The sequence below is a fragment of the Microbulbifer sp. NBRC 101763 genome (assembly GCF_040371615.1).
Classification (GTDB): Bacteria; Pseudomonadota; Gammaproteobacteria; order Pseudomonadales; family Cellvibrionaceae; genus Microbulbifer; species Microbulbifer variabilis.
In genome coordinates this window covers 405283-430993 of sequence record NZ_BAABQV010000004.1, presented here as the reverse complement: position 1 = coordinate 430993, position 25711 = coordinate 405283, and the positions used below count along the sequence as shown (strand labels likewise).

At 49.3% G+C, this 25711-nt stretch carries 21 protein-coding genes; 8 read left to right on the top strand and 13 right to left on the bottom strand.

What is annotated here, in order from left to right; all coding sequences use genetic code 11:
- Positions 1 to 147: 147 nt before the first annotated feature.
- From htpG to ABWV76_RS12430, 3 genes are all read right to left on the bottom strand, one after another.
- On the bottom strand, positions 148 to 2067 hold the full coding sequence (htpG, locus tag ABWV76_RS12440) for a molecular chaperone HtpG (protein WP_020412728.1): 1920 nt from the start codon (positions 2065 to 2067) through the stop codon (positions 148 to 150).
- A 99-nt stretch (positions 2068 to 2166) separates the two neighbouring features.
- A complete protein-coding gene (locus ABWV76_RS12435) occupies positions 2167 to 3369 on the bottom strand; it encodes a serine hydrolase domain-containing protein (protein ID WP_020412727.1) in 1203 nt (400 codons plus the stop codon).
- Between the two features lie 240 nt (positions 3370 to 3609).
- Complete coding sequence (locus ABWV76_RS12430) at positions 3610 to 4212, bottom strand: peroxiredoxin (RefSeq protein WP_020412726.1); 603 nt, start codon at positions 4210 to 4212, stop codon at positions 3610 to 3612.
- 302 nt (positions 4213 to 4514) lie between these two features.
- Between ABWV76_RS12430 and ABWV76_RS12425 the strand changes: the two genes are divergently transcribed.
- A complete protein-coding gene (locus ABWV76_RS12425; RefSeq protein ID WP_342664458.1) occupies positions 4515 to 4757 on the top strand; it encodes a bacterioferritin-associated ferredoxin in 243 nt (80 codons plus the stop codon).
- A 68-nt stretch (positions 4758 to 4825) separates the two neighbouring features.
- Here ABWV76_RS12425 and ABWV76_RS12420 read toward each other — a convergent pair whose 3' ends face one another.
- The 4 genes from ABWV76_RS12420 to ABWV76_RS12405 form a co-directional block, all read right to left on the bottom strand.
- Positions 4826 to 6352, bottom strand: coding sequence for a sensor histidine kinase (locus tag ABWV76_RS12420; protein WP_353376080.1), 1527 nt, complete (start codon positions 6350 to 6352; stop codon positions 4826 to 4828).
- Positions 6333 to 7040: a response regulator transcription factor gene (locus tag ABWV76_RS12415; RefSeq protein ID WP_282952718.1), complete on the bottom strand. Its 708-nt coding sequence runs from the start codon at positions 7038 to 7040 to the stop codon at positions 6333 to 6335. The genes ABWV76_RS12420 and ABWV76_RS12415 overlap by 20 nt, the downstream gene beginning before the upstream one ends.
- A gap of 99 nt (positions 7041 to 7139) precedes the next feature.
- Positions 7140 to 7874, bottom strand: a complete 735-nt coding sequence (locus tag ABWV76_RS12410) for a spondin domain-containing protein (protein WP_020412722.1) — start codon at positions 7872 to 7874, stop codon at positions 7140 to 7142.
- Positions 7875 to 7897: 23 nt separating this feature from the next.
- Positions 7898 to 8593 carry a spondin domain-containing protein gene (locus tag ABWV76_RS12405; RefSeq protein ID WP_353376079.1) on the bottom strand — a complete coding sequence of 232 codons (696 nt, stop codon included), beginning with the start codon at positions 8591 to 8593 and terminating at the stop codon, positions 7898 to 7900.
- Between the two features lie 1144 nt (positions 8594 to 9737).
- On the opposite strand from ABWV76_RS12405, the gene bfr reads away from it, so the two are divergent.
- Entirely contained in the window at positions 9738 to 10229 is a 492-nt protein-coding gene (gene bfr, locus ABWV76_RS12400; RefSeq protein WP_020412720.1) for a bacterioferritin, read from the top strand.
- Between the two features lie 108 nt (positions 10230 to 10337).
- Here bfr and grxD read toward each other — a convergent pair whose 3' ends face one another.
- A complete protein-coding gene (gene grxD / locus ABWV76_RS12395) occupies positions 10338 to 10670 on the bottom strand; it encodes a Grx4 family monothiol glutaredoxin (protein WP_026305012.1) in 333 nt (110 codons plus the stop codon).
- 316 nt (positions 10671 to 10986) lie between these two features.
- On the opposite strand from grxD, the gene ABWV76_RS12390 reads away from it, so the two are divergent.
- From ABWV76_RS12390 to ABWV76_RS12375, 4 genes are all read left to right on the top strand, one after another.
- Positions 10987 to 12171, top strand: a complete 1185-nt coding sequence (locus ABWV76_RS12390) for an aspartate aminotransferase family protein (protein ID WP_353376078.1) — start codon at positions 10987 to 10989, stop codon at positions 12169 to 12171.
- Between the two features lie 24 nt (positions 12172 to 12195).
- Positions 12196 to 13110 (top strand): ornithine carbamoyltransferase, encoded by a 915-nt coding sequence (gene argF, locus ABWV76_RS12385; RefSeq protein ID WP_020412717.1) that lies wholly within the window; start codon positions 12196 to 12198, stop codon positions 13108 to 13110.
- Between the two features lie 853 nt (positions 13111 to 13963).
- Complete coding sequence (locus tag ABWV76_RS12380; protein ID WP_353376077.1) at positions 13964 to 16900, top strand: ribonucleoside-diphosphate reductase subunit alpha; 2937 nt, start codon at positions 13964 to 13966, stop codon at positions 16898 to 16900.
- 465 nt (positions 16901 to 17365) lie between these two features.
- A complete protein-coding gene (locus ABWV76_RS12375) occupies positions 17366 to 18631 on the top strand; it encodes a ribonucleotide-diphosphate reductase subunit beta (protein ID WP_020412714.1) in 1266 nt (421 codons plus the stop codon).
- A gap of 156 nt (positions 18632 to 18787) precedes the next feature.
- Here ABWV76_RS12375 and ABWV76_RS12370 read toward each other — a convergent pair whose 3' ends face one another.
- Genes ABWV76_RS12370 through ABWV76_RS12360 form a run of 3 tightly spaced genes read right to left on the bottom strand, consistent with a single transcriptional unit; the run spans position 18788 to position 21298 of the window.
- Entirely contained in the window at positions 18788 to 19534 is a 747-nt protein-coding gene (locus ABWV76_RS12370; RefSeq protein WP_282952715.1) for a LytR/AlgR family response regulator transcription factor, read from the bottom strand.
- A gap of 12 nt (positions 19535 to 19546) precedes the next feature.
- On the bottom strand, positions 19547 to 20560 hold the full coding sequence (locus ABWV76_RS12365) for a sensor histidine kinase (protein ID WP_020412712.1): 1014 nt from the start codon (positions 20558 to 20560) through the stop codon (positions 19547 to 19549).
- Between the two features lie 21 nt (positions 20561 to 20581).
- Positions 20582 to 21298 (bottom strand): hypothetical protein, encoded by a 717-nt coding sequence (locus ABWV76_RS12360; RefSeq protein ID WP_020412711.1) that lies wholly within the window; start codon positions 21296 to 21298, stop codon positions 20582 to 20584.
- A gap of 437 nt (positions 21299 to 21735) precedes the next feature.
- On the opposite strand from ABWV76_RS12360, the gene ABWV76_RS12355 reads away from it, so the two are divergent.
- The gene (locus ABWV76_RS12355) at positions 21736 to 22122 is read left to right on the top strand and encodes a DUF2750 domain-containing protein (protein ID WP_020412710.1); all 387 of its coding nucleotides are present in this window, start codon (positions 21736 to 21738) and stop codon (positions 22120 to 22122) included.
- Between the two features lie 684 nt (positions 22123 to 22806).
- On the opposite strand, the gene ABWV76_RS12350 is transcribed toward ABWV76_RS12355, so the two are convergent.
- Positions 22807 to 23337, bottom strand: a complete 531-nt coding sequence (locus ABWV76_RS12350) for a redoxin domain-containing protein (protein WP_020412708.1) — start codon at positions 23335 to 23337, stop codon at positions 22807 to 22809.
- A 72-nt stretch (positions 23338 to 23409) separates the two neighbouring features.
- Here ABWV76_RS12350 and ABWV76_RS12345 point away from each other — a divergent pair, with 72 nt between their 5' ends.
- Complete coding sequence (locus ABWV76_RS12345) at positions 23410 to 24324, top strand: alpha/beta hydrolase (RefSeq protein WP_353376076.1); 915 nt, start codon at positions 23410 to 23412, stop codon at positions 24322 to 24324.
- An 85-nt stretch (positions 24325 to 24409) separates the two neighbouring features.
- Here the strand turns inward: ABWV76_RS12345 and ABWV76_RS12340 are convergent, their stop codons facing one another.
- Complete coding sequence (locus ABWV76_RS12340; RefSeq protein ID WP_282952711.1) at positions 24410 to 25627, bottom strand: hypothetical protein; 1218 nt, start codon at positions 25625 to 25627, stop codon at positions 24410 to 24412.
- Positions 25628 to 25711: the final 84 nt, after the last annotated feature.

Sequence of the window (25711 nt, the reverse complement as noted above, 5' to 3'; positions counted from 1 at the left end):
GAAAAAACAGAAAACGGCCCTCTGCTTAACCACCCATCCAATAAACTGGTGGGTTGGTTACGCAGGGGCCGTACATCAAAAGCGCGCTGGCGCGTTGCAGATTTTAGCGCGCGGGACTTACAGGGCGAGCCCGTAAGCCATGGTTACTTAGCCGTGCATTTCCAGCAGAAGCGTATTCAGGCGGCGCACATAATCTGCCGGATCCGCCAACTGGTTACCTGCCGCCAGGTTAGCCTGGTCCATCAGGATATTGGTGAGATCCGCAAAGCGATCTTCATCCGCTTCCTGATCCAGACGCTGCACCAGCGGGTGGGACGGATTGATTTCAAAGATCGGCTTGGCATCTGGCAGGGCCTGGCCGGCTTGTTCCAGGATACGACGCATCTGCGGGCCCATATCCTGATCGCTCACTACCAGGCACGCCGGAGAATCCACCAGACGTGTAGTAGCGCGTACGGACTCAACGCGGCCTTCCAGAACGTCCTGTACCCGCTCAACCAGAGCACCGGACTCTTTCTCGACTTTTTCGCGTTCGGCCTTGTCTTCATCGCTCTCGGCTTCACCCAGATCCAGCGCACCTTTGGCGACATCTTGGAACTGCTTGCCGTCGAATTCGTTCATATGGCCCACGAACCACTCATCCACCTGGTCAGTGAGCAGCAGTACCTCGATACCTTTCTTGCGGAATACTTCCAGGTAGGGGCTGGATTTGGCTGTAGCGAAATTGTCGGCACACACATAGTAGATCGCCTTCTGGCCATCCTTCATGCGACCTACATATTCTTCCAGGGATTGATCCTGCTTCTCGGTATCGGTGTGGGTGCTGGCGAAGCGCAACAGCTTGGCGATTTTCTCTTTGTTGGAGAAATCTTCAGCTGGGCCTTCTTTCAGTACATTGCCGAACAGCTCCCAGAATTTCTGATACTCATCGCCATCTTTCTTCGCCAGCTTGTCCAGCATATCCAGTACACGCTTGGTTAGCGCGCTCTTGATCGCATCGGTATTGCGATCTTTCTGCAGGATTTCACGGGATACATTCAGCGGCAGGTCGTTGGAATCCAGAACACCTTTCACAAAGCGCAGGTACAGCGGCAGGAACTGCTCGGCATCGTCCATGATAAAGGTGCGCTGTACATACAGCTTGAGGCCACGAGCGGCATCGCGCTGGTACAGATCGAACGGTGCGCGCGCAGGAATGTAAAGCAGGCTGGTGTAATCCAGTTTGCCCTCTACGCGGTTGTGGCTCCAGGTTAAAGGGTCATCAAAGTCGTGAGAGATATGCTTGTAGAACTCCTTGTACTCCTCGGACTTCACTTCGGAGCGCGGGCGGGTCCACAGGGCCTGGGCAGCGTTTACCGCTTCAAACTCTGGCGCTTTCTCTTCTTTCGGCTCTTCACCTTCCTCCGCAGCCGGCATTTCCTCTTTCAGCATTTCCACCGGAATGGCGATGTGATCGGAGTACTTTTTAATGATGGAGCGCAGGCGCCAGTTATCGGCAAACTCCTTCGCTTCCTCTTTCAGGTGCAGAACCACTCGGGTGCCACGCTGGGGCCATTCAACGGTTTCCACGGAGTATTCCGCTTCACCGTGGCACTCCCAATGCACGCCCTGGTCAGCATTCAAACCGGCGCGACGGGTGAATACGTCGACTTTGTCAGCGACGATAAATGCTGAGTAGAAGCCCACACCGAACTGGCCGATCAGGTGCGCATCTTTTTTCTGGTCTCCGGTCAGCTGCTGCATAAATGCAGAGGTGCCAGAGCGGGCGATGGTGCCGAGGTTTTCGATTACTTCATCGCGGCTCATACCAATACCGTTATCGGTAATGGTGAGCGTGCCCTCTTCCTTGTCAAACTCAATGCGAATGCGCAGGTCTGCATCTTCGCCCAGTAAATCGGGCTTGGACAGCGATTCAAAACGCAACTTGTCAGCGGCGTCAGAAGCATTGGATACCAGCTCGCGCAGGAAAATCTCCTTGTTGGAGTAGAGCGAGTGGATCATCAGGTGCAGTAGCTGCTTGGCTTCCGTCTGGAATCCATGGCTCTCTTTTTGGGCCTCAACGGTCATCTAGTAAGTCTCCCCATACACGTCAATCGGAACAGGGAGCAGATATGAGGCCCTTCTGGCAGGTTTCAAGGGGAGGGATAAGAGGTCCTCCAGCGGAGATTAACGATCTCCGCTGGTTTTTACTGTGGCAGAGTTGCCTTTGCCGGTAATATCGATCACGAAATTGGCGGTGAGATCGGAGATTACACGAGACTCCGCATTCATCAGGATAGCGATACCAATCTTCAACTTCTCTGAATAGGCCACCGCAGCGCGGAAACCAGCTACCCAACCCCCGTGATAAATAATACGGTCATCACCGATGGTATACAGACGCCAGCCCAGGCCGTAGCCGGCATGAGACAGGTAGTCCCGCCAGATACGGTGGCGCATATGGCGCTGAGTAGCGACCCGCTCGGTGGTCATATCCTCAATCATCTCCGGGGACAGCACTTTTGGGTAATATCCCATTTGGGCCTTCAGCCATTGGGCCATATCGGAGATGCTGGCGTTAACGCCAGCTGCCGGAGCGGCAAAGTAATACTCTTTCTCTACCTTAACCGGGCGCCAGCCGCTGCCGGTTTGTACATGGGGCGCAGCGCGGTTATCGGAGGCCATAAAGCTCTCCCAGCCCACCGAGGCATTCTGCATTTTCAGCGGTACAAAGATGCGCTGTTTAAGCTGGCTGGCAAAAGACACACCCGTTGCTTCGAAAATCACATCTTCAATCAGGCTGAATAGCACATTCTGGTAGCCGTAACATTTTCCCGGGGTACAGCGCGGATCAATATTGGCAAATTTCGGCAATATCTTACTGAGCGGCTTGTTGTCCTCAAGATAATTGTCGTACGCATTGGGAGTCAGGCCGGAAGAGTGGCTGAGCAAATGCTCTACCTGTAATTGCCGCGATAGGGTTGACGTTTTGAAGCTCAGATCCGGCACATAGTTGACTACCTTGTCACTCCAATTGAAGCGTTTTTCGTGCTCCAAAATGGTGGCCATGCTCGCCGCAAAGGTTTTTGAGACAGAAGCCAGGCGGAACACAGTGTCGTTATCCACTTTGCCGGCCTTACCCCTGATCCGCACGCCATAGGTATCCATGGCGACCACGCGGTTTCCATCGACAATAACGTAAGCGCCCCCAGGAATTGACTTACCCGCCATCATCTGGCGAAAGTAGCGGTCAAATGCCTTGGCCCTGGCGTCAATATCCACTGCCCGCGCAGGCAGGGACAGCCCGCACAGAAGTAGTGCCGAGAGAAAAATACGCGCCTTCCCGGCACGTAGGTGGTAGACGATATTTGAAAGAATTGCAGGTCTCATACGCAAATCGAGCCGCCAAAGCAATCCGGTACTTGCAGATAAGACTAGCAGCCAGCGGGCAAAAACTCTATTTAGGCGCCACGCAGGACTGACTGCAGAATTCTAGTCGCTAATCTCAGACTCCGCGCGGACACCTATGCCAGTTCCATAAAGCAATACAATGGCACTTATATAAACGAAAAAACCGCCTCTCGGCGGTTTTTTCGTTGTGGGGATACCCCCACAGCGAGGGCCCTAAGCTTAAAGCTTTTCGGCGTTCTCGCTCAGGTAAGCCGCTACACCTTCCGGAGAAGCGTTCATACCCTTGTCACCTTCCTGCCAACCAGCGGGGCAAACTTCGCCGTGCTCCTGGTGGAACGCCAGAGCGTCAACCATGCGCAGCATCTCGTCAACATTACGGCCCAGCGGCAGGTCATTGACTACCTGGTGACGAACCATACCTTCCTCGTCAATCAGGAAAGAACCACGGAAAGCAACGCCAGCATCTGCTTCTACGTCGTACGCCTGGCAGATTTCGTGCTTAACATCAGCAACCAGGGTGTACTTAACCGGGCCAATACCACCGTCATTTACCGAGGTGTTACGCCATGCGTTATGAGAGAACTGGGAGTCGATGGAAACACCAATTACTTCAACGCCGCGCTTCTCGAACTCAGCAAAACGGTGGTCGAAAGCGATCAACTCAGAAGGACATACGAAGGTGAAGTCCAGCGGGTAGAAGAAAACTACTGCTTTCTTACCTTCAATTGCTTCTTTCAGGTTAAAAGTATCGACGATCTCGCCGTTACCCAATACCGCTGCAGCGGTGAAATCCGGAGCCGGCTTACCTACCAAAACTGCCATGAAAACCTCCTCAATCCAATGATGGGTTGTTGATAAAGAGTGAAGTGTTCAATTTATACGCAACAGCTATAAATCGAATAGGGATTAATAGTGGAGCGCTATGATACACACCCACCTATTACAGGCCCATAAATTTTTTAAATCAGCCTGATAGCAGAATGGCTATGCGTGAACTGAACCACAAAAGGGAAGGAATACCCATCAGCAGGAGTAAAAAAAGATCAAAGTGACTAAATTATACTCTTTCTGAAATCTTATTGACACTCATTCTCAATTGCAATAGGATTTACATAAGTCTAATATTGAACAGAAATCGACCAGAGCCCACAACGATGTATGTATGTATCTGTAAAGGTATAACCGACCGCCAAATCAAAGAGGCAGTCTATGATGGCTCCACTTCTGTTAAGGCGTTGAGGCGCCAACTGGGTGTCTCCTCTCAGTGTGGCCGCTGTGCAGAACAGACCAAAGAGATCATCGACGAGACCATGAGCGGAGGAATGATTAACTCTGCCAACAACGGATTGTTTTACTCCGCCAACTGATTTCTTCTTTCGACCTGCGATCGCCCCCTTGGCGATCGCCACTCCACTTCTTCTCTCTCAATCTGCGCTCAATAGTCCGACTCTTCCATATGACCGCATGGCGCGCCCCAACGGCGGTGCAGCTGAAATTCAAAAGCGGTGCCAAAGTTTTCCCTGCTACGCACGTAAATATCGGCTCGATGCAAAGCCAACAGTCTTTTGGTGATTGCAAGCCCAAGTCCTCCCAGCCCACGGCTGCTTTTCTTGCTATTAGCAGCCCGATAGTGTGCGTCGAAGATATTAGGCAGGTCATCAACGGGAATCCCCATGCCACTATCCTTCACACTCACTGAGGCCTGGTCACCGTGTGGCCGCAGCTGCACGATAATCTCATCACCCGAGCCACAGTGACGCAGGGCATTTTCTACCAGGTTGGAGAAAACCCGTTCCAGCTTTTCAATATCACCATAGACGACGATACTTGAATCCTGTGGTATTACCGCTGCGCGCACACCCTGCTCGAGCGCTTTTATAGTAAATTTTTGCAGTACGTCCTGAATTAATTCAGCCAGTACAACCCGCTCTATCTTCATCGGCACATCAGCACTTTCCAGGCATGCCAATTCAAACAGTTGCTCCACTAGCCGATTCACTTTCTTACTACTGCGATAAGCCGTTTCCACATAATGCCGGCTGTCATCCGGGTTTAGCTCTTCGCGCCGGATCAGCCAGGTTTCCAGGTACCCTTGTAACGATGAGAGCGGTGTACGCAGGTCATGAGAAATATGGGTCAGTAATTCACGACGCATTTCATCGATGGTCTTTATACTCTGATACTGCTGCTTTAACGATGTAGACAATTCATTGAAAGCACTTCCAAGGCGTTGAACCAAGTCATTCTCTTCAGTATTCCAGGAGGTTGATGGCAAATCCCCTTGCAGACCGGCAGCGCGAAAATGCTGCATATCTCTAGTGAGCTTTCGCAGAGGACGGGTAAGCAGTGCAAACACCCATAGGGAGGCAATCAAGCTGAGTATCAGGCATCCTAAAAAAACCGCTGCCACCCAGCGCAGCAGATGATTTTGCCAAACTCCCTGAACCACATCGTCAAATAGCTCACTGCCAATAATGACATACATGTAACCTAGCATTTGGCCATCCCGCTCTACTGGAGCTGCGGAAAATACTTTTAGGCGCTCACTATCACGAGGGTCTGGGCCGTAAATTGTTCGCTGAATACCCGTCGATCTATCTAGAAATACCCGAATAGGGTCAAGGTCAATAAATTGACGCTTTATCTTTGCCGGCTCGGCAGAATAAGCAAGGACTTCGCCTTCAGGGCTCAACAGGTAGAATTCAAAGTTTGGCCCCAATACCATGAGGTCGTGAAATAGGTGATAAAGACCTTCTTTATCTGGCTGACCATCGACAAAAAGTGCATTTTGCTCTGCCAGATGTCGAGCTAAATCCCGGTGTAGGTTTTGCGCTACTTCACTCTGGTAGGCTGCAACTACACAGCCCATAAGCAATAAGAAAAACACCCCCACAACTATGAAACTACAAAGCAGCAACAGGATCAGGCGGCGATAAAAAGCATCACGCAATAATGGCATCATTGAATTTGTAGCCCACTCCCCAGACTGTCAGTACATATTCCGGTTGTGAAGGATTTTGCTCTAACTTGTTGCGCAGGCGATTGATATGGGAATTCACGGTATGCTCATAACCACTGTGTTGATAGCCCCAAACTGCATCCAGAATTTGCGTTCGCCTAAACACTCGACCAGGGTGACTTGCGAGATAATAGAGAAGGTCAAATTCCCGCGCAGTTAATTCCAGTGGCTGTAAGTCCAGCTTTACGAGCCGCCTGCTACAGTCGATATGCAAGCGACCACAGGTGATCATTTGGTTGTTTCTGCTACTTACTTGGGCATTGAATTCAGAGCGACGCAATAAGGCTTTTACCCGTGCCTGCATCTCACGCATACCGAACGGTTTAGATAGGTAGTCATCGGCACCCATCTCTAACCCTAATACCCGATCCAGTTCAGAGTTACGTGCGGTGAGCATCAGAATTGGAAGGGCGCTACCGACATCACGCAGGCGACGGCAAATCTCCACCCCATCCAGGCCCGGCAACGTCAGGTCCAACAGCAACAAATTGAATTTCTGGTTTAAGGCTCTCATCAGCCCCTGCTCACCGTTATCACAGGCGGTTACCGAATAACCTAAGCTCTCCAGATGCATGCACAACAATTGGAGTATGTCGTGATCATCCTCGATTATCAGAATACGCTTGTTCATGCGTGCCCCACCATTTCTGGCCTTCTTCCCCTGGCAACTCCCCCAGAGGAGGAGTTGTACTCGGGTCTCAGGCTATTTGTCGCACCAGCAGCGTAATTGTTACTCTATTCGGGTAATACTCAGAAGCATGGCTGTTTGATCAAAGCGATGAGACTGATCCAAAGTCGATTCAGCATAACCATCTGCCCGACTGACAACCCCAGGGTGACGTGAAACAAAATTCACATCCTCCCGCTCTACGTTAAAACCCTCACCACCATCGGCGGGGCCTGGGATAGTACCCACCAGCTCGCTATTGAATTCAGTACCCGCATCATATATCGGAGCCAGGCGCTGTAAAGAATCACCCACCGCCAGGGATGACACATCAATTCGAGTAATACCGCTAAACGCATCATTGGTATTGACCAGCATGGTGGCAATCGTCAGCAGCACCTCTTCTTGTTCAGCAAATTCCAGGCTGAGGCTTTCACTGGCACCGGGACCAAGCGGTGCTTCCGCACTCATTGAAGCGAAACCGCCGGAATCCTCCAGTTCCATCCTGAATTCGCTATTGTCACCACCTTCAGCGAGCAACTCGAGACCAGCACTGGAGGGCTCACCAACGACCCAGCCATGCAAGGCACTATCGTGGGCCACTATTGCCACCGGCGACAGCGGCTGATTGTGGGTTAAATTGGTTACTGTTATCTCAAACCCCATAGTAACGGGGTCAGGGGCCGGTGCAGGATTATCTGTCGCGTTGGAGCGGCTGTTATTATCATTGCTACAGCCGACCAGCAAGGCCGTGATGGCCAGAGGCAACAGTAAGGAGCCCAACTTGGTTTTATTCATAATGATTTCTCCCGTTGGCTTACTTACTGAACCGTTACAACAACCTTGGCTACTGGGTTAAGCCAGCGGTGAATGCGCGCATCCAGATCGCTGTTACCAGCATCCGGGTCGGTATCACCAACGTTGCCACGGTGAATATGAATCAGTTGGTTAACTTCTTCTGAGGTGACACCAGTACCTCCGACACCACCATTACCATCAGGGCTGGCTGGAATACCTGCAACAAAGGGTGCACCGCTGCCCTCAACAACTAACTCATTGTTAGCCTCGGTGCCGGCATCATAGGCATTGAGATATAGGGTATAGCTACCGGGTTCAGTAGGAATTTCCCAGGCATCGAGCCCAACAAAACCATCATTAGTTGGCAGCAACATGGCGGTGATAGACAAAAACCCATTACTGCCGGTGTCAAACGCCTCAATATCTACGCTGCTGCCAGGAGCCAGTAATCCCATTGTTTCCATATTGACTGCCCCCATTGCGCTGGCAACGGCAGCAAGGCCGCTGATATCTCCGCCTTCGGCCATCATCTGCAGTTCTGGGCTCGCACCGGAGCCAACTTCAAACAGATGAAACTCATCAACATGGGCTGAAACCAGCAGCGGTGTGAAATAGATGCCGTGGGTAAGATTCGTAACGACTACTGAAGTGGTTTGTGCCTGAACTCCCGTCGCCATAGCGGCCAATGCCAAGGTGCCGAGAATGGATTTTATTTTCATAGCTATCCCCAAAATCTGAGCTTTTATAAGTAAAGGGCCAAACAGCCTCCTTTAAGCTAAGGGGGAAATATCCAATATTGATCACCGAATCATCACATTTTTATCACAGGTGCTCGGCACGCTTTGCATTTAGGCTCGACGCATAGATTATCTCCTGTGGGAGAGGAAAACTGCTTAGTATTGCCATTAATTCTATAGGTACTTAAAACCGGTTGATTTCGCCCTCTATGATCAAAACGATAACAACCTGAAATTAACGACTGGCGACAGCATTAGCGGTATGGGCTCTACGGTATAAGAGAAAAATTCTGGCACCTTCGTAGCAGGATACAAGCACAATCTCAGGCAGTTAGTGCTACTGGGTACCTATAGAGTAGCAATTACACTGATATAGCCGTGCAGTAAAAAGTTAATCAATCTATATATACGTATTTTACTTATTGCCCTACTCACCCCCCACCGGTCAGTGATCTCATCCTAGTGAATAATGTCACTTCACGATAAGTTGGTAGGAACTTCTCTCAACTTTACACTCCTGCCTGTGAAAGCAGCCCTGACATTCGAATATTTGAATTCCATATTCTACTGCGCTCTATTACACCAAGCCCGCGCACTGGCCATGCCGCCTTAAGCCCTTCTTCTAGCATACGGATTAATTCGGGATCAATTAACATTAAGGCAAAAGTTAATACCAGGTCCGAGCGCCTCTACCTAGTTTGCCCCCTTATAAATTACGCTGCATATTTTACTATTTATCGAATTACACTTTCCTGAAAATCGCATTTCTTTTCTAATTGGCCTATCGCCTTAATCAACTTTTATTTATATCTGCAACTAAGTATCTCCCACATATGCAACCTAAACAGGAATCATTTTCGTTGCGATTTTCGGCTAAATTAATGTTTAAACCCTTGTTTTTCCTGCATTCTGCAACAAATATTTTTCCTTGACTTGCCGCAAATCGCAACGCAAACTCGGCCCGGATTGCAGTTGCCACCCTAAAATAATATGTGGGAAAACGGTCAGCCGCAGACTTTAGTGACTAAACCTATTTAGTAACTTTTTATTTCTACTTATCAGCGACTAACAATTAGGAATTCTCTGCTGGCCATATTGAGCTCGCAGGGCCACAGGAGCAAAAGCTATGAAGGGCGATCCCAAGGTTATCGAACATTTAAACAAAGTGCTCGGCAATGAGCTTGTGGCAATCAACCAGTACTTTCTGCATGCTCGCATGTACGACAACTGGGGGTTAAAAGAGCTTGGCAAGCAGGAATACCACGAATCCATCGATGAAATGAAACACGCCGATTGGCTGATCGAGCGTATTCTTTTCCTGGAGGGTATTCCGAATCTACAGCACCTGGGTAAATTACTAATCGGTGAAAACACCGAGGAAATGCTCAAGTGTGATTTAAAAATCGAATCCAAAGCCATTCCCGATTTACGTGAAGCTATCGCTTACTGCGAATCAGTACGCGATTATGGCAGCCGCGAGCTACTGGAAAAAATCCTTGAGTCTGAGGAAGAGCACGTAGATTGGTTGGAAACCCAACTGGAGTTGATCGACAAAGTTGGCATTCAAAACTACCTGCAAACTCAAATGGAAACTGCAGCCGGCCACTCAGGCAAGTAGTTAAAGTCTTCTCACAGGCATAAAAAAACCGCAGTTTCCGCTGCGGTTTTTTTTCTCACAATGCACTGTCGCTTTCGCCAGACAGAAACATTGGAACAAAAGCGAAAGTTAACCTTCGCCTTCGCCCTCCGCTGACGCCTCATCAATCAAGGTTTTCAGCTCGCCGTTCTCGTACATCTCCATAATGATGTCACAGCCACCAATCAACTCTCCTTTTACCCACAGCTGAGGGAAAGTCGGCCAGTTGGCATATTTCGGCAATTCGGCACGAATATCCGGGTTAGATAGGATATCCACATAAGCAAAGCGCTTACCGCAGGCCATCATCGCCTGGGAAGCACGCATGGAAAAGCCGCACTGGGGGGCGTTAGGGCTACCTTTCATGTAAAGCAGGATGGCGTTGTCAGCAATCTGCTGTTTGATGTTCTCCAGTGTATCCATAAGCTTGAGAAACCTCAGGTGGTAGAAGCAAAAAATGATCGTGTGTTCCGCATCGGCACCCAGCCATTGCGCACGGGCCGGTATTGTACCCCAGCGCAGGGAGGAATAAGTACCCACAGCCCAGCTCGAAGCAAAAAAACGCCATGTCTTACCTGAAATATCGCCCGCTTGGCTATCTCAAATGGATAGCACACGCGACACAAAGCTTGTGGTAGTATTGTCAAATCCGTAATAGATGCGGAATGAACACACCAATACAAAATTTTCTGCGGCAAAGATTTTGAAGCCGATGACCTGGAATTAAGGAGAACCCGCAGTGAGCACCCCCACACTGATGGACAACTATGGCGAGAGAACCCTGACACTGGTCAGGGGGGAAGGCAACTATGTGTGGGATAACGAGGGTCGACGATACATGGACGCTATTTCCGGCATCGCCGTATGCGGCTTGGGACACTGCCATCCTAAGGTAACCGAGGCCATTCAGGACCAGGCCAATACCCTGTTGCACGTCTCCAACCTATATAACATTCCGGCACAGCAGCAGCTGGCCGATCGACTGGTATATATGTCGGGCATGGACAACGTATTCTTTTCCAACTCCGGGGCGGAGGCCAACGAGGCCGCAATCAAGTTAGCGCGTAAACTTGGCAACGAACGCGGACTATCAACACCGCGCATTATTGTGATGGAGGGGGCTTTCCACGGCCGTACCCTCGCGACCCTCACAGCAACAGGCAATGAAAAAGTCCAACAGGGTTTTGCCCCCCTGCCAGAGGGTTTTTTAAGGGTCCCGTTTAATAATATTGACGCAGTTACACACCTGGCCGAACAGTATGACGATATCGTCGCCGTGCTGGTGGAGCCGATTCAGGGCGAGGGCGGAATCCGTGTACCCGCTGCAGATTACCTGCCAAAACTACGCATGCTATGTGACCAACATGACTGGCTGCTAATGCTGGATGAAATACAGACTGGCAACGGCCGTAGCGGCAGGATGTTTGCCTACCAGCACGCGGGTATAGTCCCGGACGTACTGACCACAGCCAAAGGACTGGGAAACGGGGTACCTATCGGCGCTTGCCTGGCCCGAGGGAAAGCTGCAAGCCTGTTTACCGCCGGCAGTCACGGCTCCACCTTTGGCGGTAACCCTTTAGCTTGTCGCGCCAGCCTCGCAGTATTGGAAGCACTGGAAAGTGAGTGGTTACTTGAACGTGCCGAAAAGCTTGGCACACAGCTAATGCAGTCTCTGCAACTGCAACTACAAGACTGCCCTGCAGTGTTGGAAATTCGCGGTCTCGGCCTGATGATCGGTATAGAGCTGGAACATCCTTGCTCAGAACTGGTTGAGCAGGCCCGAGCATATGGAATCCTGATTAACGTGACAGCAGGCAATGTACTCCGACTATTACCACCTCTCACCCTCACCGACGCCGAGTGCCAGCAGTTGGCAGGTGATATCAGCACCTTGATTCAACAATTTGCGCTGCAAGCAGTCTGAAGCACCAATTAAGGAGAGCAGCTTATGGCAACCAGACATTTCCTCACCCTAATGGATCTGTCCTCAGAGGAACTAAAACAAATTATTGAGCGCGCAATCGAGCTAAAAACACTGCGCAGCCAGGGCATAACCACTGACCTTTTCCGGGGTAAGGTACTGGGAATGATTTTTGAAAAATCTTCCACCCGTACACGGGTCTCCTTCGAGGCCGGTATGGCGCAAATGGGCGGCAGCGCCCTATTCCTGTCACCGCGGGATACCCAACTTGGACGCGGAGAACCCATTGAGGACAGTGCGCGGGTGATTTCACGCATGGTAGATATGGTGATGATCCGCACATTTGGCCATAAGACTCTGGAGCTCTTTGCCGCCCATTCACGGGTACCAGTCATTAATGCCCTGTCTGACAGTTATCACCCCTGCCAGCTTCTCGCCGATATCCAGACTTTTGTCGAGCATCGAGGCAGCCCCTCGGGCAAGGTGGTAGCCTGGGTAGGCGATGGCAATAACATGTGCCACTCCTACATCAATGCCGCTCGCCTGTGCGACTTTGAGCTGCGGATCGCCTGCCCCCAAGGCTATGAACCGGATGCCGAAATAGTCGCCGCCGCTGGCGACCGGGTAAAAGTTGTGCACAACCCTGTAGAGGCGGTGCGTACAGCCGATTGGGTTAGCACTGATGTCTGGGCCTCGATGGGACAGGAAACGGAACAGCAGGTACGCACCAAGGCTTTTGACAACTTCCAGGTAAACCATGAACTGATGAGCTACGCCAAAAGCAACGCAGTTTTTATGCACTGCCTGCCTGCCCACCGCGGCGAGGAAGTAAGTGCCGAGCTGCTGGAAGATGAAAGCATCTCCGTTGTCTGGGACGAAGCAGAGAATCGCTTACATGCACAGAAAGCATTGATGGAGTTTCTTCAGGAGTACAGCGCCTGAGTATTTTTTGCGCCGGCCGGTTGCGCATCATTTCGCAATACCGGCCACCTTGAACAACCATCCACTGCCACCAATCGACCGGAAATGCCCAGCCACTTTATCTCGGTCCCTGTCACGTAACGCATAATTCATCTAGCTGCTCACACTTGTGACACTAAATTCATTATTTAGATAAATATTCACCAATGCATACCTAATAAACAAGCCCGCGCCAACATTAAATTCACGCCACAAAGTTGATCATCTTAGTACCAATTTGCTCAAATTACGGTCATATAAAAATGGTTATTGCCGTTGTTAATTTAGAACGCCTTCGCTATTAAAAAAAATTGTAAGAGCTTGTATTTAACCCACTCCCGAAGTGCCTAATCCCATGCAGCCCAGCTATGGCGGGCTCTGCCGCGGAAGTGGCTACTGACTCAACCAGCCTACCCACAATTTATCCACAAACAACTACAAAGTTATTCGCCTTGAACTGACCCGCCTACCGCATTATCTTGTAGCGCACTCGAGGCCGTACCCCTATATATTGGGGTAGAGGGCTAAGGGCATCCCCAATTCAAGGGGCAAATTCCGGCGCCTTGCCACACTTTTTGGCGGTGGGCGTCAGACGCTGCTTTTTTCAAAGCAGAATCAGAGGTAAGCGGGCGGAAAGGAATTATCCGCCGCAGGCAGCAGCCGGCAGACCTTAACTGTGCGCCGGTCATCAAGCCGCCTGTTTCCAGTATCCCCCACAGAGTGGGAGAAATTACTGAATGCGATGGACCCGCTCCGCACATGCCACGTAGTCCAGTGGCCGCTGTTCTAGTGAACACACGCGGACAGACAACAAAACAACCTTTCGGAGATTTACATGCACACAGAGACAGGGCGCTCTCAAACCGTGCCTGCGGAAAAGTCGGGCACCTCAAGCGACCAGGCTACTGGCGGCACCACTCTGGCCGCTACTGCACCGGGACAAATCCGCGTAATTAAGCGCAATGGTACCGTTGTCCCCTACGACGACAGTAAAATTTCCGTCGCCGTTACCAAGGCCTTTCTCGCTGTTGAAGGCGGCACCGCCGCTGCGTCCAGCCGTGTCCACGAACAAGTTGAAGAACTGGTTGGCCAGATCAGCTCTACCTTCAAACGCCGCATGCCTTCTGGCGGCACGATTCATATCGAGGAAATTCAGGACCAGGTAGAACTGGCCCTGATGCGCGCCGGCGAGCACAAGGTTGCGCGCGACTATGTACTTTACCGCGAAGAGCACGCCCGTCTGCGCGCTGAGAAAGTGAAAACCGCTCAGCAAACTGAGCAAGCTATCGATGCCCACCCCAGTATTCGTGTAAAACTCGACGATGGCAGCCTTGTCCCCCTGGATATGGAGCGCCTGCGCACTGTTGTCAGTGAAGCCTGTGAGGGCCTCAAGGATGTAAACGCCGACGCCATCCTCAGTGAAGCGCTGAAAAACCTGTACGACGGTGTTTCCGAAAACGATATCAATACCGCATTGGTGATTACTGCGCGTACCCTGGTTGAGCAGGAGCCCAATTACACCTTTGCCACTGCCAGCCTGCTGCTGGACAAGCTGCGCTCAGAAGCCCTGCGCTTCCTTGGCGTTGCAGAGCGCGCCACCCAGCACGAGATGGAAAAGCTCTACGCCTCCACCCTGCCCACCTACGTGGAAAAGGGTATCGAACTGGACCTGCTGGACCCGGCGCTGGCCACCTTCGACTTGGAAAAACTCGGCAAAGCTTTAAAAGGCGAACGCGACCACCAGTTTACCTACCTGGGCCTGCAGACCCTGTACGACCGCTACTTCCTGCACAGCGATGACATTCGTTTTGAGTTGCCGCAGATCTTCTTTATGCGTGTCGCCATGGGCCTCAGCATTAATGAAGAAAATAAGAACGAGCGCGCGGTAGAGTTCTACAACCTGTTGAGCTCCTTCGACTACATGAGCTCCACCCCGACCCTGTTTAACGCCGGCACCCTGCGCCCGCAGCTGTCCTCCTGCTACCTGACAACGGTACCGGACGACCTGCACGGTATTTACGGTGCTATCCGCGATAACGCCATGCTGTCCAAGTGGGCCGGCGGTCTCGGCAATGACTGGACGCCAGTGCGCTCCCTGGGTTCCTATATCAAAGGCACCAACGGCAAGTCCCAGGGTGTTGTGCCCTTCCTGAAAGTGGCCAATGACACCGCAGTAGCGGTCAACCAGGGCGGCAAGCGCAAGGGCGCTGTGTGTGCTTACCTGGAAACCTGGCACCTGGATATCGAGGAATTCCTCGAGCTGCGCAAGAACACTGGTGACGACCGCCGCCGCACCCACGATATGAACACCGCCAACTGGGTCCCCGACCTGTTTATGAAGCGCGTGTTCGAAGACAAAGAATGGACCCTCTTCTCCCCGGCGGATTGCCCGGACCTGCACGACCTGTTCGGCACCGCATTCGAAGAGCGCTACAACCACTACGAACAACTGGCTGCCGAAGGCAAGCTGCGCCTGTTCAAGAAAATCCGCGCACTCGACCTGTGGCGCAAGATGCTGGGCATGCTGTTCGAAACCGGCCATCCCTGGATTACCTTTAAAGACAGCTGCAACCTGCGCAGCCCGCAACAGCACGCCGGTGTAGTACACAGCTCCAACCTGTGCACCGAGATCACTCTCAACACCAAGGCCGACGACGAAATCGCCGTGTGTAACCTGGGCTCCGTCAACCTGGCTCAACACATTGGTGAGAACGGTGAACTCGACCGCACCAAGCTGGCCAATACCGTAAAAACCGCGGTACGTATGCTCGATAACGTTATCGACATTAACTACTACGCGGTTGAAAGTGCACGACAGTCCAACATGCGTCACCGCCCGGTAGGCATGGGCCTGATGGGCTTCCAGGATGCGCTGTACAAAGCCGGCATCGCCTACGCCAGCGACGAAGCCGTCGCCTTCGCCGACAACACCATGGAAGCGATCAGTTTCGAAGCCATCTCCGCTTCCAGCGATCTGGCTGCCGAGCGCGGCAAGTACCAGACCTACGAAGGCTCCTTGTGGAGCAAGGGTGTTCTACCACTGGACTCTATCCAGATCCTGGCTGAGCAGCGCGGCCAGCAGTTTATCGAACAGGACACCAGTTCCACTCTGGACTGGGACGGCCTGCGCGAAAAAGTAAAATCTCAGGGTATGCGAAATTCCAACGTGATGGCGATCGCCCCTACCGCGACCATTGCCAATATCACCGGGGTTTCCCAGTCGATCGAACCGACTTATCAAAACCTGTATGTGAAATCGAATCTGTCCGGCGAATTCACCGTAGTGAACCCCTACCTGGTACACGATCTGAAAGATCGCGGCCTTTGGGATCAGGTCATGGTTAACGACCTGAAATACTACGAGGGTTCCGTACAGAAAATCGATCGCGTACCGGAAGACCTGAAAGCGAAATACCGCACCGCGTTTGAAGTGGAACCGCGTTGGATTGTGGACGCCGCCAGCCGTCGCCAAAAGTGGATCGACCAGGCCCAGTCCCTGAACCTTTATATTGCCGGTGCCGATGGCAAGAAGCTGGACCTGACCTATCGCATGGCGTGGTTCCGCGGCCTGAAAACCACTTACTACCTGCGCGCCCTGGCTGCCACGACCACAGAGAAATCCACCGTAAACAGCGGCACCTTAAATGCGGTAAGCGCACACGGAAGTAACGGCATGGCCGCTGCAGAGCCTGCTGAACAGGCGGCACCGGTTCCAGCTGCGGTACCTCAGGCCTGCTCCCTGGACGACCCGGATTGCGAAGCCTGTCAGTAAAATTATTGCCCCTTTTTTAAGGGGCTGCACTAACTCTCGGGGGAGAGCGTCGTAACCGCACGTGCGGGCATGACCATGCGCAGCGACCCCGGCCCGCCCGGTACCAAAAAGCCGGAAGAAGTTACGGGCCGGGGATCGTCTGCGACCTGCAAGCAACAGGAATTTTCCCAAAGTGCAAAATACAAAATTGCTGTAATACACCGACTTTAAGCATCGGAACTCCTTTGCCCAAGCAGCCTTCCCAGGCTCTAAAACCCGGAAAAATACGGGTAAAAAGCAAAGCAGTAATTGATCTGGCACAGTAATTTTGTGCCCGGGCAGGTAGAAAATACCTACTCCAAAGAATTATTGCCGGAAAAAAACCGGTACATCACCCCTGGCCCCTCCCTGCGAGTATCGCGCCAGGAAGATTGAAGAAAATTAATATCGAACTTTCGATACCGAGACCAATCAAAAGGGCCAACTATGCTGAGCTGGGACGACTTCGAAACAAAGCCCCAACAACCTGAGAAAGCAACCGAACCGCGACCGGCGCCGGAGACCCAGGCGAAAGCTGTGCAAGAACCCAGTGCTTCTTACACAGCGGAAGCAACAGCTCCCACAGCCACTCCGGCGTCGCCTGCGGCCCAAAGTGGCTCCACAGCTGTTGAAGCTGCACGGGCAACAGTTGCCAATATGGACCCAGCTCCTGGCCTGGAAGAACTGGAAATGGGCGCAGCCCGTATCCAGGTGGATGAAAAGCGTATTATCAATTGCCGCGCTGACCTCAACCAGTTAGTGCCCTTTAAATACGACTGGGCCTGGCAAAAGTACCTGGATGGCTGTGCCAATCACTGGATGCCCCAGGAAATCAACATGAACAAAGACGTGTCCATGTGGAAAGACCCTAACGGTCTCACCGAGGATGAGCGTCGCATCGTGGAGTATTCCCTCGGTTATTTTTCCACCGCAGACTCCCTGGTTGCCAACAATCTGGTGCTGGCGATCTACCGCCATATCACCAACCCGGAGTGCCGCCAGTACCTGCTGCGCCAGTCTTTTGAAGAAGCTATCCACACTCACGCCTACCAGTACTGTGTTGAGTCCCTGGGCATGGATGAAGGTGAAGTCTTCAATATGTACCGCGAAGTGCCTGCAGTTGCCAAGAAAGCAGCCTGGAGCCTTTCCCATACCCAGGCAATCGGTGATCCCAACTTCAAAACCGGCACTGTTGAATCCGACCAGGAGCTGCTGCGCAACCTGATCGCCTTCTACGCCGTCACCGAAGGCATCTTCTTCTACTGCGGTTTCAGCCAAATACTGTCTATGGGTCGCCGTAACAAAATGACGGGGGTTGCCGAACAGTTCCAGTACATTCTGCGTGATGAGTCTATGCATCTTAACTTCGGCATCGACGTGATCAACCAGATCAAGCTGGAAAACCCACACCTGTGGACTGCAGAATTCCAACAGGAAGTAACCCAAATGATTCTCGAAGGTATGGAACTCGAGGTCGCCTACGCCCGCGATACCATGCCCCGCGGTGTGCTCGGTATGAATGCGAACATGATGGAGGAATACCTCCAGTTTATCGCCAACCGCCGCCTCAGCCAGCTGGGCTTGAAAGAGCAGTTCCCAGGTGCCCAGAATCCATTCCCGTGGATGTCTGAAATCATGGACCTGCGCAAAGAGAAAAACTTCTTCGAAACCCGGGTTATTGAATATCAAACCGGTGGCGCACTACAGTGGTAAGCGCCTCCTGGTAAGCGAATTACTAAAAAAGGAGAAAGTAGTCGCTCACAGGAAGAGAAGTATTGAAAACGGGCTTGATGCCCGTTTTTTTTATCCTAATAATAGCCTGCTGAAGGTTCTCCCTAGTATTCACCCCACAAATACTTCTGCCTAAGTTTAACTATCAAGCCAGCGCCGAAAAGCAGAACTTCTTGTCTTGCTAGTTATGAGAGGTTCGTTCAAACCTGAGAGATGAACGGCGAGAGTGTCTTTACCGTAAGCCTCAAAGCGCTGCACATACTGGATATTGACAATATCGCTACGATTGATTCGAATAAATTTTTGAGGGTTCAGCTGGGACTCAAGATCAGTCACCGACTGTTGCACTAACGGGTGAATCATCCCTTTTTTATCGTGCGCAACAATAATTCCTTGCTCAGCCCTTAGGCAAATAATATCTTCTACCCATAAAACCTCTACACCTCTGCCCTTTCTCAATAGAAATCTATATCTAAATCCAGCGCCGCCAGCCGGCTCTTCCTTGGCATAATTTTTATCTGAAAAACTACTCTTTAACTGCTCGAAAGACAGCATAGCACCGGTAAAACGCTTGTAAGAATATGGCTTAAGTAAATATTCAATTCCCATATTTTGAAAAGCATTCATCCAATAGGAATCATGGGCGGTGGTATATATAACCGGGCAGGGTAAATCAATCTCACTCAAAACGTGAAACACCGGCCCATCGAGCAGCTCTATATCTGAGAATATAAGATCTAACTCGATTTCCTCCAGGAAAAATCTCCGAACCTTTTCAACCTTATCCAACGGACCCAAGATTTTGGCTTGAGAGTTATACTTCAGTATATAGTTCTTTAGTTTCTCGGCCGTTAACGGCTCATCCTCAATCAATAGAATATTCATCGAATGATTACATTAGTTACAGGCTAGTGGAAGGCGCAACATGAATTCACCATCCTTTTGCATGACTTCTATTGACCTACCTAGGATCATCTCCGATCTTTTCCTCAGGTTTATTAGTCCTAACTTTCCCGAAGGAACCGTTGTAACTTTTGGCCTTATTTTATTTCTCACCTCAAGCCAGTGATCAGTCACTATTACTTTAACCCATAAAGGATTCTCCCTATCCCCCTGGTTATGTTTGATTACATTTTCCAGCGCCAACTGAAGAGAGCAAGGTAAAGTTACATGTTGATATAAAGTATTTCTTCTACATTCAACATCTAATTTGTACGCATGAGAAAACCTTTGCTCCACCAATGACATATAATCCATTGCAAAAGTAATTTCACGATCAAGACTTATCGTTTTGAAATCTTGACACTCTAAGACATAGCGATAGATATTTGTAAATTTATCTAGAAACTCATCAGCTACCTCAGGATTGGAACCTATAAGTGCCGACAGAACATTAAGATTATTAAATAAGAAATGAGGATCCAGCTTCTGCTGCATGGCTTCAAGCTGCTTCTCCAAAAGTAACTTTTGCACTCTCTCCAAATCTAGACGTTGCTCATTAACCCCTTTAATTAGCTTAAAGGAAATAACTGCACCACAATTTAAAACATGTAAAAAAATCAAACTCAACGCAAGTAAGGACACATGTCTTTTATCTATCTCCTGGATACCAAAGAACAGCTCCAAAGACAAAGTAAGAAATATTGCCAGGAAAAGGTAGATAAAGCCGCTAATTACAAAAACTGCAAGGAAGAATTGGATGGATATATTATCCTCTTTTTTACTTGGTATTAACGTGCCATATACTTTCAACGATAACCATTGAGAGAGAAAGCACTGCAATACAATCCAAATTGGTGCATCATAATGTATAACGATGGCATTTCCCGGAGTAGCTTTTATTGTAGCAGAGTACAAGACAACCAAAATTGAGAAACACGTCGTCAAAAAAATAATGGCTGCCTTGCTCATCTTTATACTTTACTTATTTATTTACTGCGGAAGACGCATAATAACCTGACCATTGACATCGAGAAACTCTAATTTTGCCTCACCATCTTTGGTAACCATTAGCTGAATACGTTTGTTTCCATCAATATCATTTAGCTGAAGCTTCGAATCACCATTTAGGGTACCGTAAAAAGCCCTTCTAGTCCCGCCAAGCTTTTCTTCTTTATACCGCTTTGTTAACCATGCTATTCGCTCTTTATCGCCAAGCCTTTTAGCCTCACTAAACTCCTTAGACAGATCAAAATCCATATCCTGATCAGGACGGTCCATTACTGTAAGGCCCGTGACCATATAATCAGAACTTTCAATGTGTTGCACCATTAGAGTTTGATCTTGATTATATCTATCAAAAGATAGATGTAACCCATGGTTAGTTATACCACCGTCCTGACTTCCTCGAAATATAAATCCCCCATTTTCAGTCCCCTCATCATTGTAAAAAATCATCCCAGGCCTAGAGGACTTTGATCGAAATACCTCTCGCCCATACCTTTCGACCCCTGGCGCCTTATCTGAGTTTGCTAGAACCATACGATTTAATCCGTTCTTTTCTACAATATTGATTCGCTCGACAAAAATCTCTTCAAACTCAACTGTATCCCTCTTAAGCCCCATTAAGCCGCCCAAAAAAAGTACGCTTAATGCTAGTAGTACATTAATTTTGCTTTGATGACTTGATACTTGTCTTTGATTTTCCATGTTAACTACCTTACCTAAATAAAACCTCAAAGTTAGGGGGTAGAAGGAAAGTGTTCTAGAAGAAAGCTGTGAACGGGGGGAGAACCTAAATAAACAGGGGGAAAAGCCAAATAAGATGTGCTCAAGAGGCCTTTGTGAAACATCGAGAGGATTGTTTTTGAGATATGTACAGTCAGATAACAATAGCAATCACCATGTATAGATAGTGACTTTGGGAATACAGCATATAGTGAGTCCCTATTCTTACTACCTCCCTCAAACTAGATTTATGTTCCACTAAAGCCCTTATAGATCACCATTGACGCCTATCAATAGGTTAAACAGTTTGGACAAGATTCAAAACTGGCGCATAATAACTCATACTAGCTGCACTCAACCCCCAAGAAGACGCTGTCTGTCGTAGCCGCCCGTCTTAAATTTATGATTGTGAATTCCCTATGAACACCCCTGATTTGAACGATATTGCTACCTTGAGCTGTGAAGATCGCTATGAGTATTTCCTGAGCATAGCCGGAGAAGAGCGGGAGATCTGGATACTGATCGATAGCCAAAATTGCTTTCTTAAAATACACACCGATGAAGACGGTGGCTTTGAATATCTACCAGTATGGCCAAGCGCTGAATTTGCCCAAGCCTATGCTGAGAATGAAGCAGGCCTCACCCCTAAAAGTATTCCCTTACCACAGTTTTTAAAGAAGTGGCTTTCCGGCTTAAAAGGTGACGGCATTGAAATAGGTGTGTTTCCTGCGTCGGATAAAAGCGTATGGATTACTAACTCAGAGGAGCTAGAGGTCGATCTGCGGGAAGAACTGAACAACTTCTAAATGAGCCATTCATATTGAAGCTATCGTTTCAATAATCTGACAAAGAAGCTTAATTCCATTGAATAAAAGTAAGATAACAGGCTAAACACCTGTTTTCTTGCTTAGGAAATAGACATTTACAGATTCGCCGCCTGATATTTATATATACGATTCACTTGAGACGCTGCAATGAAAATCAGGAATGAAATAAGTTTCGACACCACCAAAAGCCAAAAGGCGTAGAAAGATATAAAAATCGGCTTTGCTCACTCATAGCAGCGCAGTCGCCAGCGCAAAGAATTCGGCAAAGCAAATAGTATTCGGCTAGATAACTTTTACGTCATCCAAACCTCCCCACAAGTCGACATCCGAATTCAAAGTAAAATCCACAACTCCCCCTATAGAGAGCAGATAGATATTAACTCCCTGATCCAGAGACCGCCAATCATGTAGGGTAACAAACGCTTTATCGAGAAATTGATACTGAGTAATAATCTCTCTACCATAAACAGATATAGTTTTTTGTTAAGGCCATCAATAAATATAAATTTTCTACTAGCAATTAGAGTAAGCTTGGAATCATTAACTTTAGATAGCAAAGCGTTCATCACTACCCTCCCCCCTTAAATTCAAGACCTCTAACTTTACTATGAACTTTTAATCCAAAAAGCAGTCTCCCCAAATTAGCTGTGTATTTAAAAACTCCTAATATGTTCCCCTAATTGGGTAATGATTATCAGGATTTCGAATAAACTCGATACCCACCAATAGCGTTTGCAAGTCAGGCCTTGCAAAAGGTGCATTGGAAATATCGACTATTTGCAGCCTTCCTGATTCGTTGATGACAAAAACACCCGGTTCAGCAAAGGGCCTGTCTGTTTCTTCTGGGGAGCGGGGTTTTGAAATATAGAGCCCAAGCTGCTGCATTTGGGGTATTGATAAACCGTAACCGATAGTAAATCCCGGCTGAATTGTTTCCATATGCAGAGAAGCTTTTTCCTCGGTATCGGCAGAGACAGCAACCACGTCAATACCCTCCGCATGATAGCGGGGTAGTAGCACACTCAATACACGCAAATACTTGGTACAAAGAGGGCAGTGCTTACCTCGGTAAGCGACTACCATCTGCCAATGAAAACTACCGTCGGGCTTCCCCAGCACCAACTCACCTCCGCCAAGTCGCTGTACCTTTATGGAAGGGAAATCTCTACCAGAAGCAAGCTTTATATTGCTCATTAGCACCCCACTTGAGAATATAAGTAGAGACCTAGTCAACCAATGAATCCCACCGTTAGTATAGGAGACTCGATGAAAAAGCCCCTTATTCGTTTTCTATCAACGCTACTAGCAACCGGACTGCTAAGTGGCTGCCCTGCTAACCACCAAAGTAACTCTTCTCCTGAAAGTCATTCCCAACCACTCGAGTTTTTGCCTGCCCTGAAAGGGGACTACTTTAAGTTGGATTCAACGATTATTGGGCGCCCCTACCATATCTATACTCGCCTGCCTGAGGGCTACAATTCAAACGAGGATACAACTTACCCGGTAATTTATCTCCTCGATGGGGATTCCCTGTTCCCAATTTTGGCTACTAATCACCTGTTTATGCATTACGACGATTACGCCCCCGAGGCGATTATCGTAGGTATTGCATACGGCTCATTTAAACCCGAGATCAATCATCGCAGTTTTGACTTTTCGCTACCCAGTGACAGTGACACACTTAAGTACGGCGGTGCAGCACAGTTTCTCAACTTTCTAGAGCAGGAGCTCTTGCCAGCAGTTGAAAGCCGCTACGCGGTAGACCCTCAGCAACGGGTTCTCTTCGGTCAAAGCCGCGGGGGGCATTTTGTACTGTACACGGCCTTTACTAAGCCCGACTTATTTCAAGGCTTGATAGCTAGTAACGCCACCTTTCTTCCACAGCAGGAGTTTTTCCATAGGGAACCTGTACAAGCGACAAGAGAGGATCTGACTCTGGTAGTAACCAGTGGCTCTAAAGACATGCCAAACCTACGCAATGATGCACTCTCCTGGCATAAGCACTGGAAAGAACGAGAGAACACTCCCTGGCGCATTGCATTTACAACGATTCCGGGCGGTACCCATGCGGCAAACAGTACTGACAGTTACCGTTTCGGCATCCATGAGATTTTTGCGGAAGAGATCGAAGTATCTCGTATGAAAGCAGAGAACAATTTACAAGTGGCAGAGGATCACTAGAGCTAAAAATTAATAGCAGTAAATATGTGATTCCCGCAAACTAAAAAGCCCGCTTAAAAGCGGGCTTTTTAAAACGATGAGCTAATTACTCTGTACAGGCAGCAATACGACCAGCCGTATTTTTACCGGCACCACAGTTCAGGCCACCGGGGATACCAGTGTAGTCTGGGGCCATAATACCGCCGTTACGCTGAGCATCATGGTCAGTATAGAGGCTCGCCAGGTTATAAGAGCGTGCAGTACCTTTGTGATCATTATCACAGGAGAAGATCGCGCTACCGTATGCGATACCCAGGAAGGTTTTGTATTCTTTCAGGTTTGAGTAGAGGTTGCGCTTCCCTGAGCCAGAACAGTTCATCTGAGACGCCAGGTTAATATAACCGTCGTCTTCACCGCCCAACAACAGGGAACTTGCAGTTGCAATGCCAGGGAAGCCCGCATAACCGCCAATGGTATAAACCGGTGCAGCCAAATTTGTACCTACATAGTTACGCACCGCATAAACATCATTTGTCTGCAGATAGCGCACCGCTGAGCACTCTCGACCTATAAACAGATCATTGACCACGCTTTCTATCCAACTACCGTTACACAGCCGATCGACAAATTCTGTGCCGGTAATAGCACCACCAGTAGTGAAAATTGCAGCAATACCACTAATCGCTTTATTAAAGTCAACCTCAACCGCATAACGGTCATCTAAACCAGCTACGTTATAGGTCTTGGTTTCGGTTTTACATCTCTTCCAGAACCATCTGCCAGTACAAACCTTTGAGCTTTCAGTAACAGTATTTGTGTCAAACTGGTTATAAGCGCGATTGTAGTAAGGAGATCCGGGTACAGCATTGCCGGTGAGGTACATCATTTGCGCCGCACCCTGGCTATGAGCAATCACCCAAAAGGTATCATCGGCTTCACACTGATTATCATGCTGGTATCCATCTCCCTTACCACTGCGAATATCAATGATCTGCCGGGCAATCTCACCTGCTGTACCATCATGCCAATAGGGCATTTCACCCTCATCGGTGGAGTTATATCCAACTACTCCGTAGTTGCCACCGTTCATGCGCAACTGCTGGATAAAATTACTACCATTGTATTTATCAAAGAAGGCCTCGCTCCAATAATCCAGGGCTGGCTGTTCCAGCTTACCTTGAGAATCAGTGCGCTGTTTAATATGCCCTTCGGTACCATGACCATGGACGAGAATATAGCAGTTGTCAGCTGCTGCAAAAGCTGACGCCATGAGCCCAGCAAGTGCAAGAGAGAGACTTACACCCAATCGTTTGTAGAATGTCATTGTTGTATCCTTATATTTTTTCCCAGCCCCACTTCACACTTCCAAAAAATTATTTTTATTGGCCGGAATACTATTTTTGGACTG

Coding starts and splice junctions, on each gene's coding strand:
- ABWV76_RS12355 (WP_020412710.1), top strand. CDS start 21,736: ATGAACACCCCTGATTTGAACGATATTGCTACCTTGAGCTGTGAAGAT.
- ABWV76_RS12410 (WP_020412722.1), bottom strand. CDS start 7,874: ATGAATAAAACCAAGTTGGGCTCCTTACTGTTGCCTCTGGCCATCACG.
- ABWV76_RS12345 (WP_353376076.1), top strand. CDS start 23,410: ATGAAAAAGCCCCTTATTCGTTTTCTATCAACGCTACTAGCAACCGGA.
- ABWV76_RS12420 (WP_353376080.1), bottom strand. CDS start 6,352: ATGATGCCATTATTGCGTGATGCTTTTTATCGCCGCCTGATCCTGTTG.
- ABWV76_RS12370 (WP_282952715.1), bottom strand. CDS start 19,534: ATGAATATTCTATTGATTGAGGATGAGCCGTTAACGGCCGAGAAACTA.
- grxD (WP_026305012.1), bottom strand. CDS start 10,670: ATGGATACACTGGAGAACATCAAACAGCAGATTGCTGACAACGCCATC.
- bfr (WP_020412720.1), top strand. CDS start 9,738: ATGAAGGGCGATCCCAAGGTTATCGAACATTTAAACAAAGTGCTCGGC.
- ABWV76_RS12415 (WP_282952718.1), bottom strand. CDS start 7,040: ATGAACAAGCGTATTCTGATAATCGAGGATGATCACGACATACTCCAA.
- ABWV76_RS12380 (WP_353376077.1), top strand. CDS start 13,964: ATGCACACAGAGACAGGGCGCTCTCAAACCGTGCCTGCGGAAAAGTCG.
- ABWV76_RS12405 (WP_353376079.1), bottom strand. CDS start 8,593: ATGAAAATAAAATCCATTCTCGGCACCTTGGCATTGGCCGCTATGGCG.
- argF (WP_020412717.1), top strand. CDS start 12,196: ATGGCAACCAGACATTTCCTCACCCTAATGGATCTGTCCTCAGAGGAA.
- ABWV76_RS12340 (WP_282952711.1), bottom strand. CDS start 25,627: ATGACATTCTACAAACGATTGGGTGTAAGTCTCTCTCTTGCACTTGCT.
- ABWV76_RS12350 (WP_020412708.1), bottom strand. CDS start 23,337: ATGAGCAATATAAAGCTTGCTTCTGGTAGAGATTTCCCTTCCATAAAG.
- ABWV76_RS12365 (WP_020412712.1), bottom strand. CDS start 20,560: ATGAGCAAGGCAGCCATTATTTTTTTGACGACGTGTTTCTCAATTTTG.
- ABWV76_RS12360 (WP_020412711.1), bottom strand. CDS start 21,298: ATGGAAAATCAAAGACAAGTATCAAGTCATCAAAGCAAAATTAATGTA.
- htpG (WP_020412728.1), bottom strand. CDS start 2,067: ATGACCGTTGAGGCCCAAAAAGAGAGCCATGGATTCCAGACGGAAGCC.
- ABWV76_RS12435 (WP_020412727.1), bottom strand. CDS start 3,369: ATGAGACCTGCAATTCTTTCAAATATCGTCTACCACCTACGTGCCGGG.
- ABWV76_RS12430 (WP_020412726.1), bottom strand. CDS start 4,212: ATGGCAGTTTTGGTAGGTAAGCCGGCTCCGGATTTCACCGCTGCAGCG.
- ABWV76_RS12375 (WP_020412714.1), top strand. CDS start 17,366: ATGCTGAGCTGGGACGACTTCGAAACAAAGCCCCAACAACCTGAGAAA.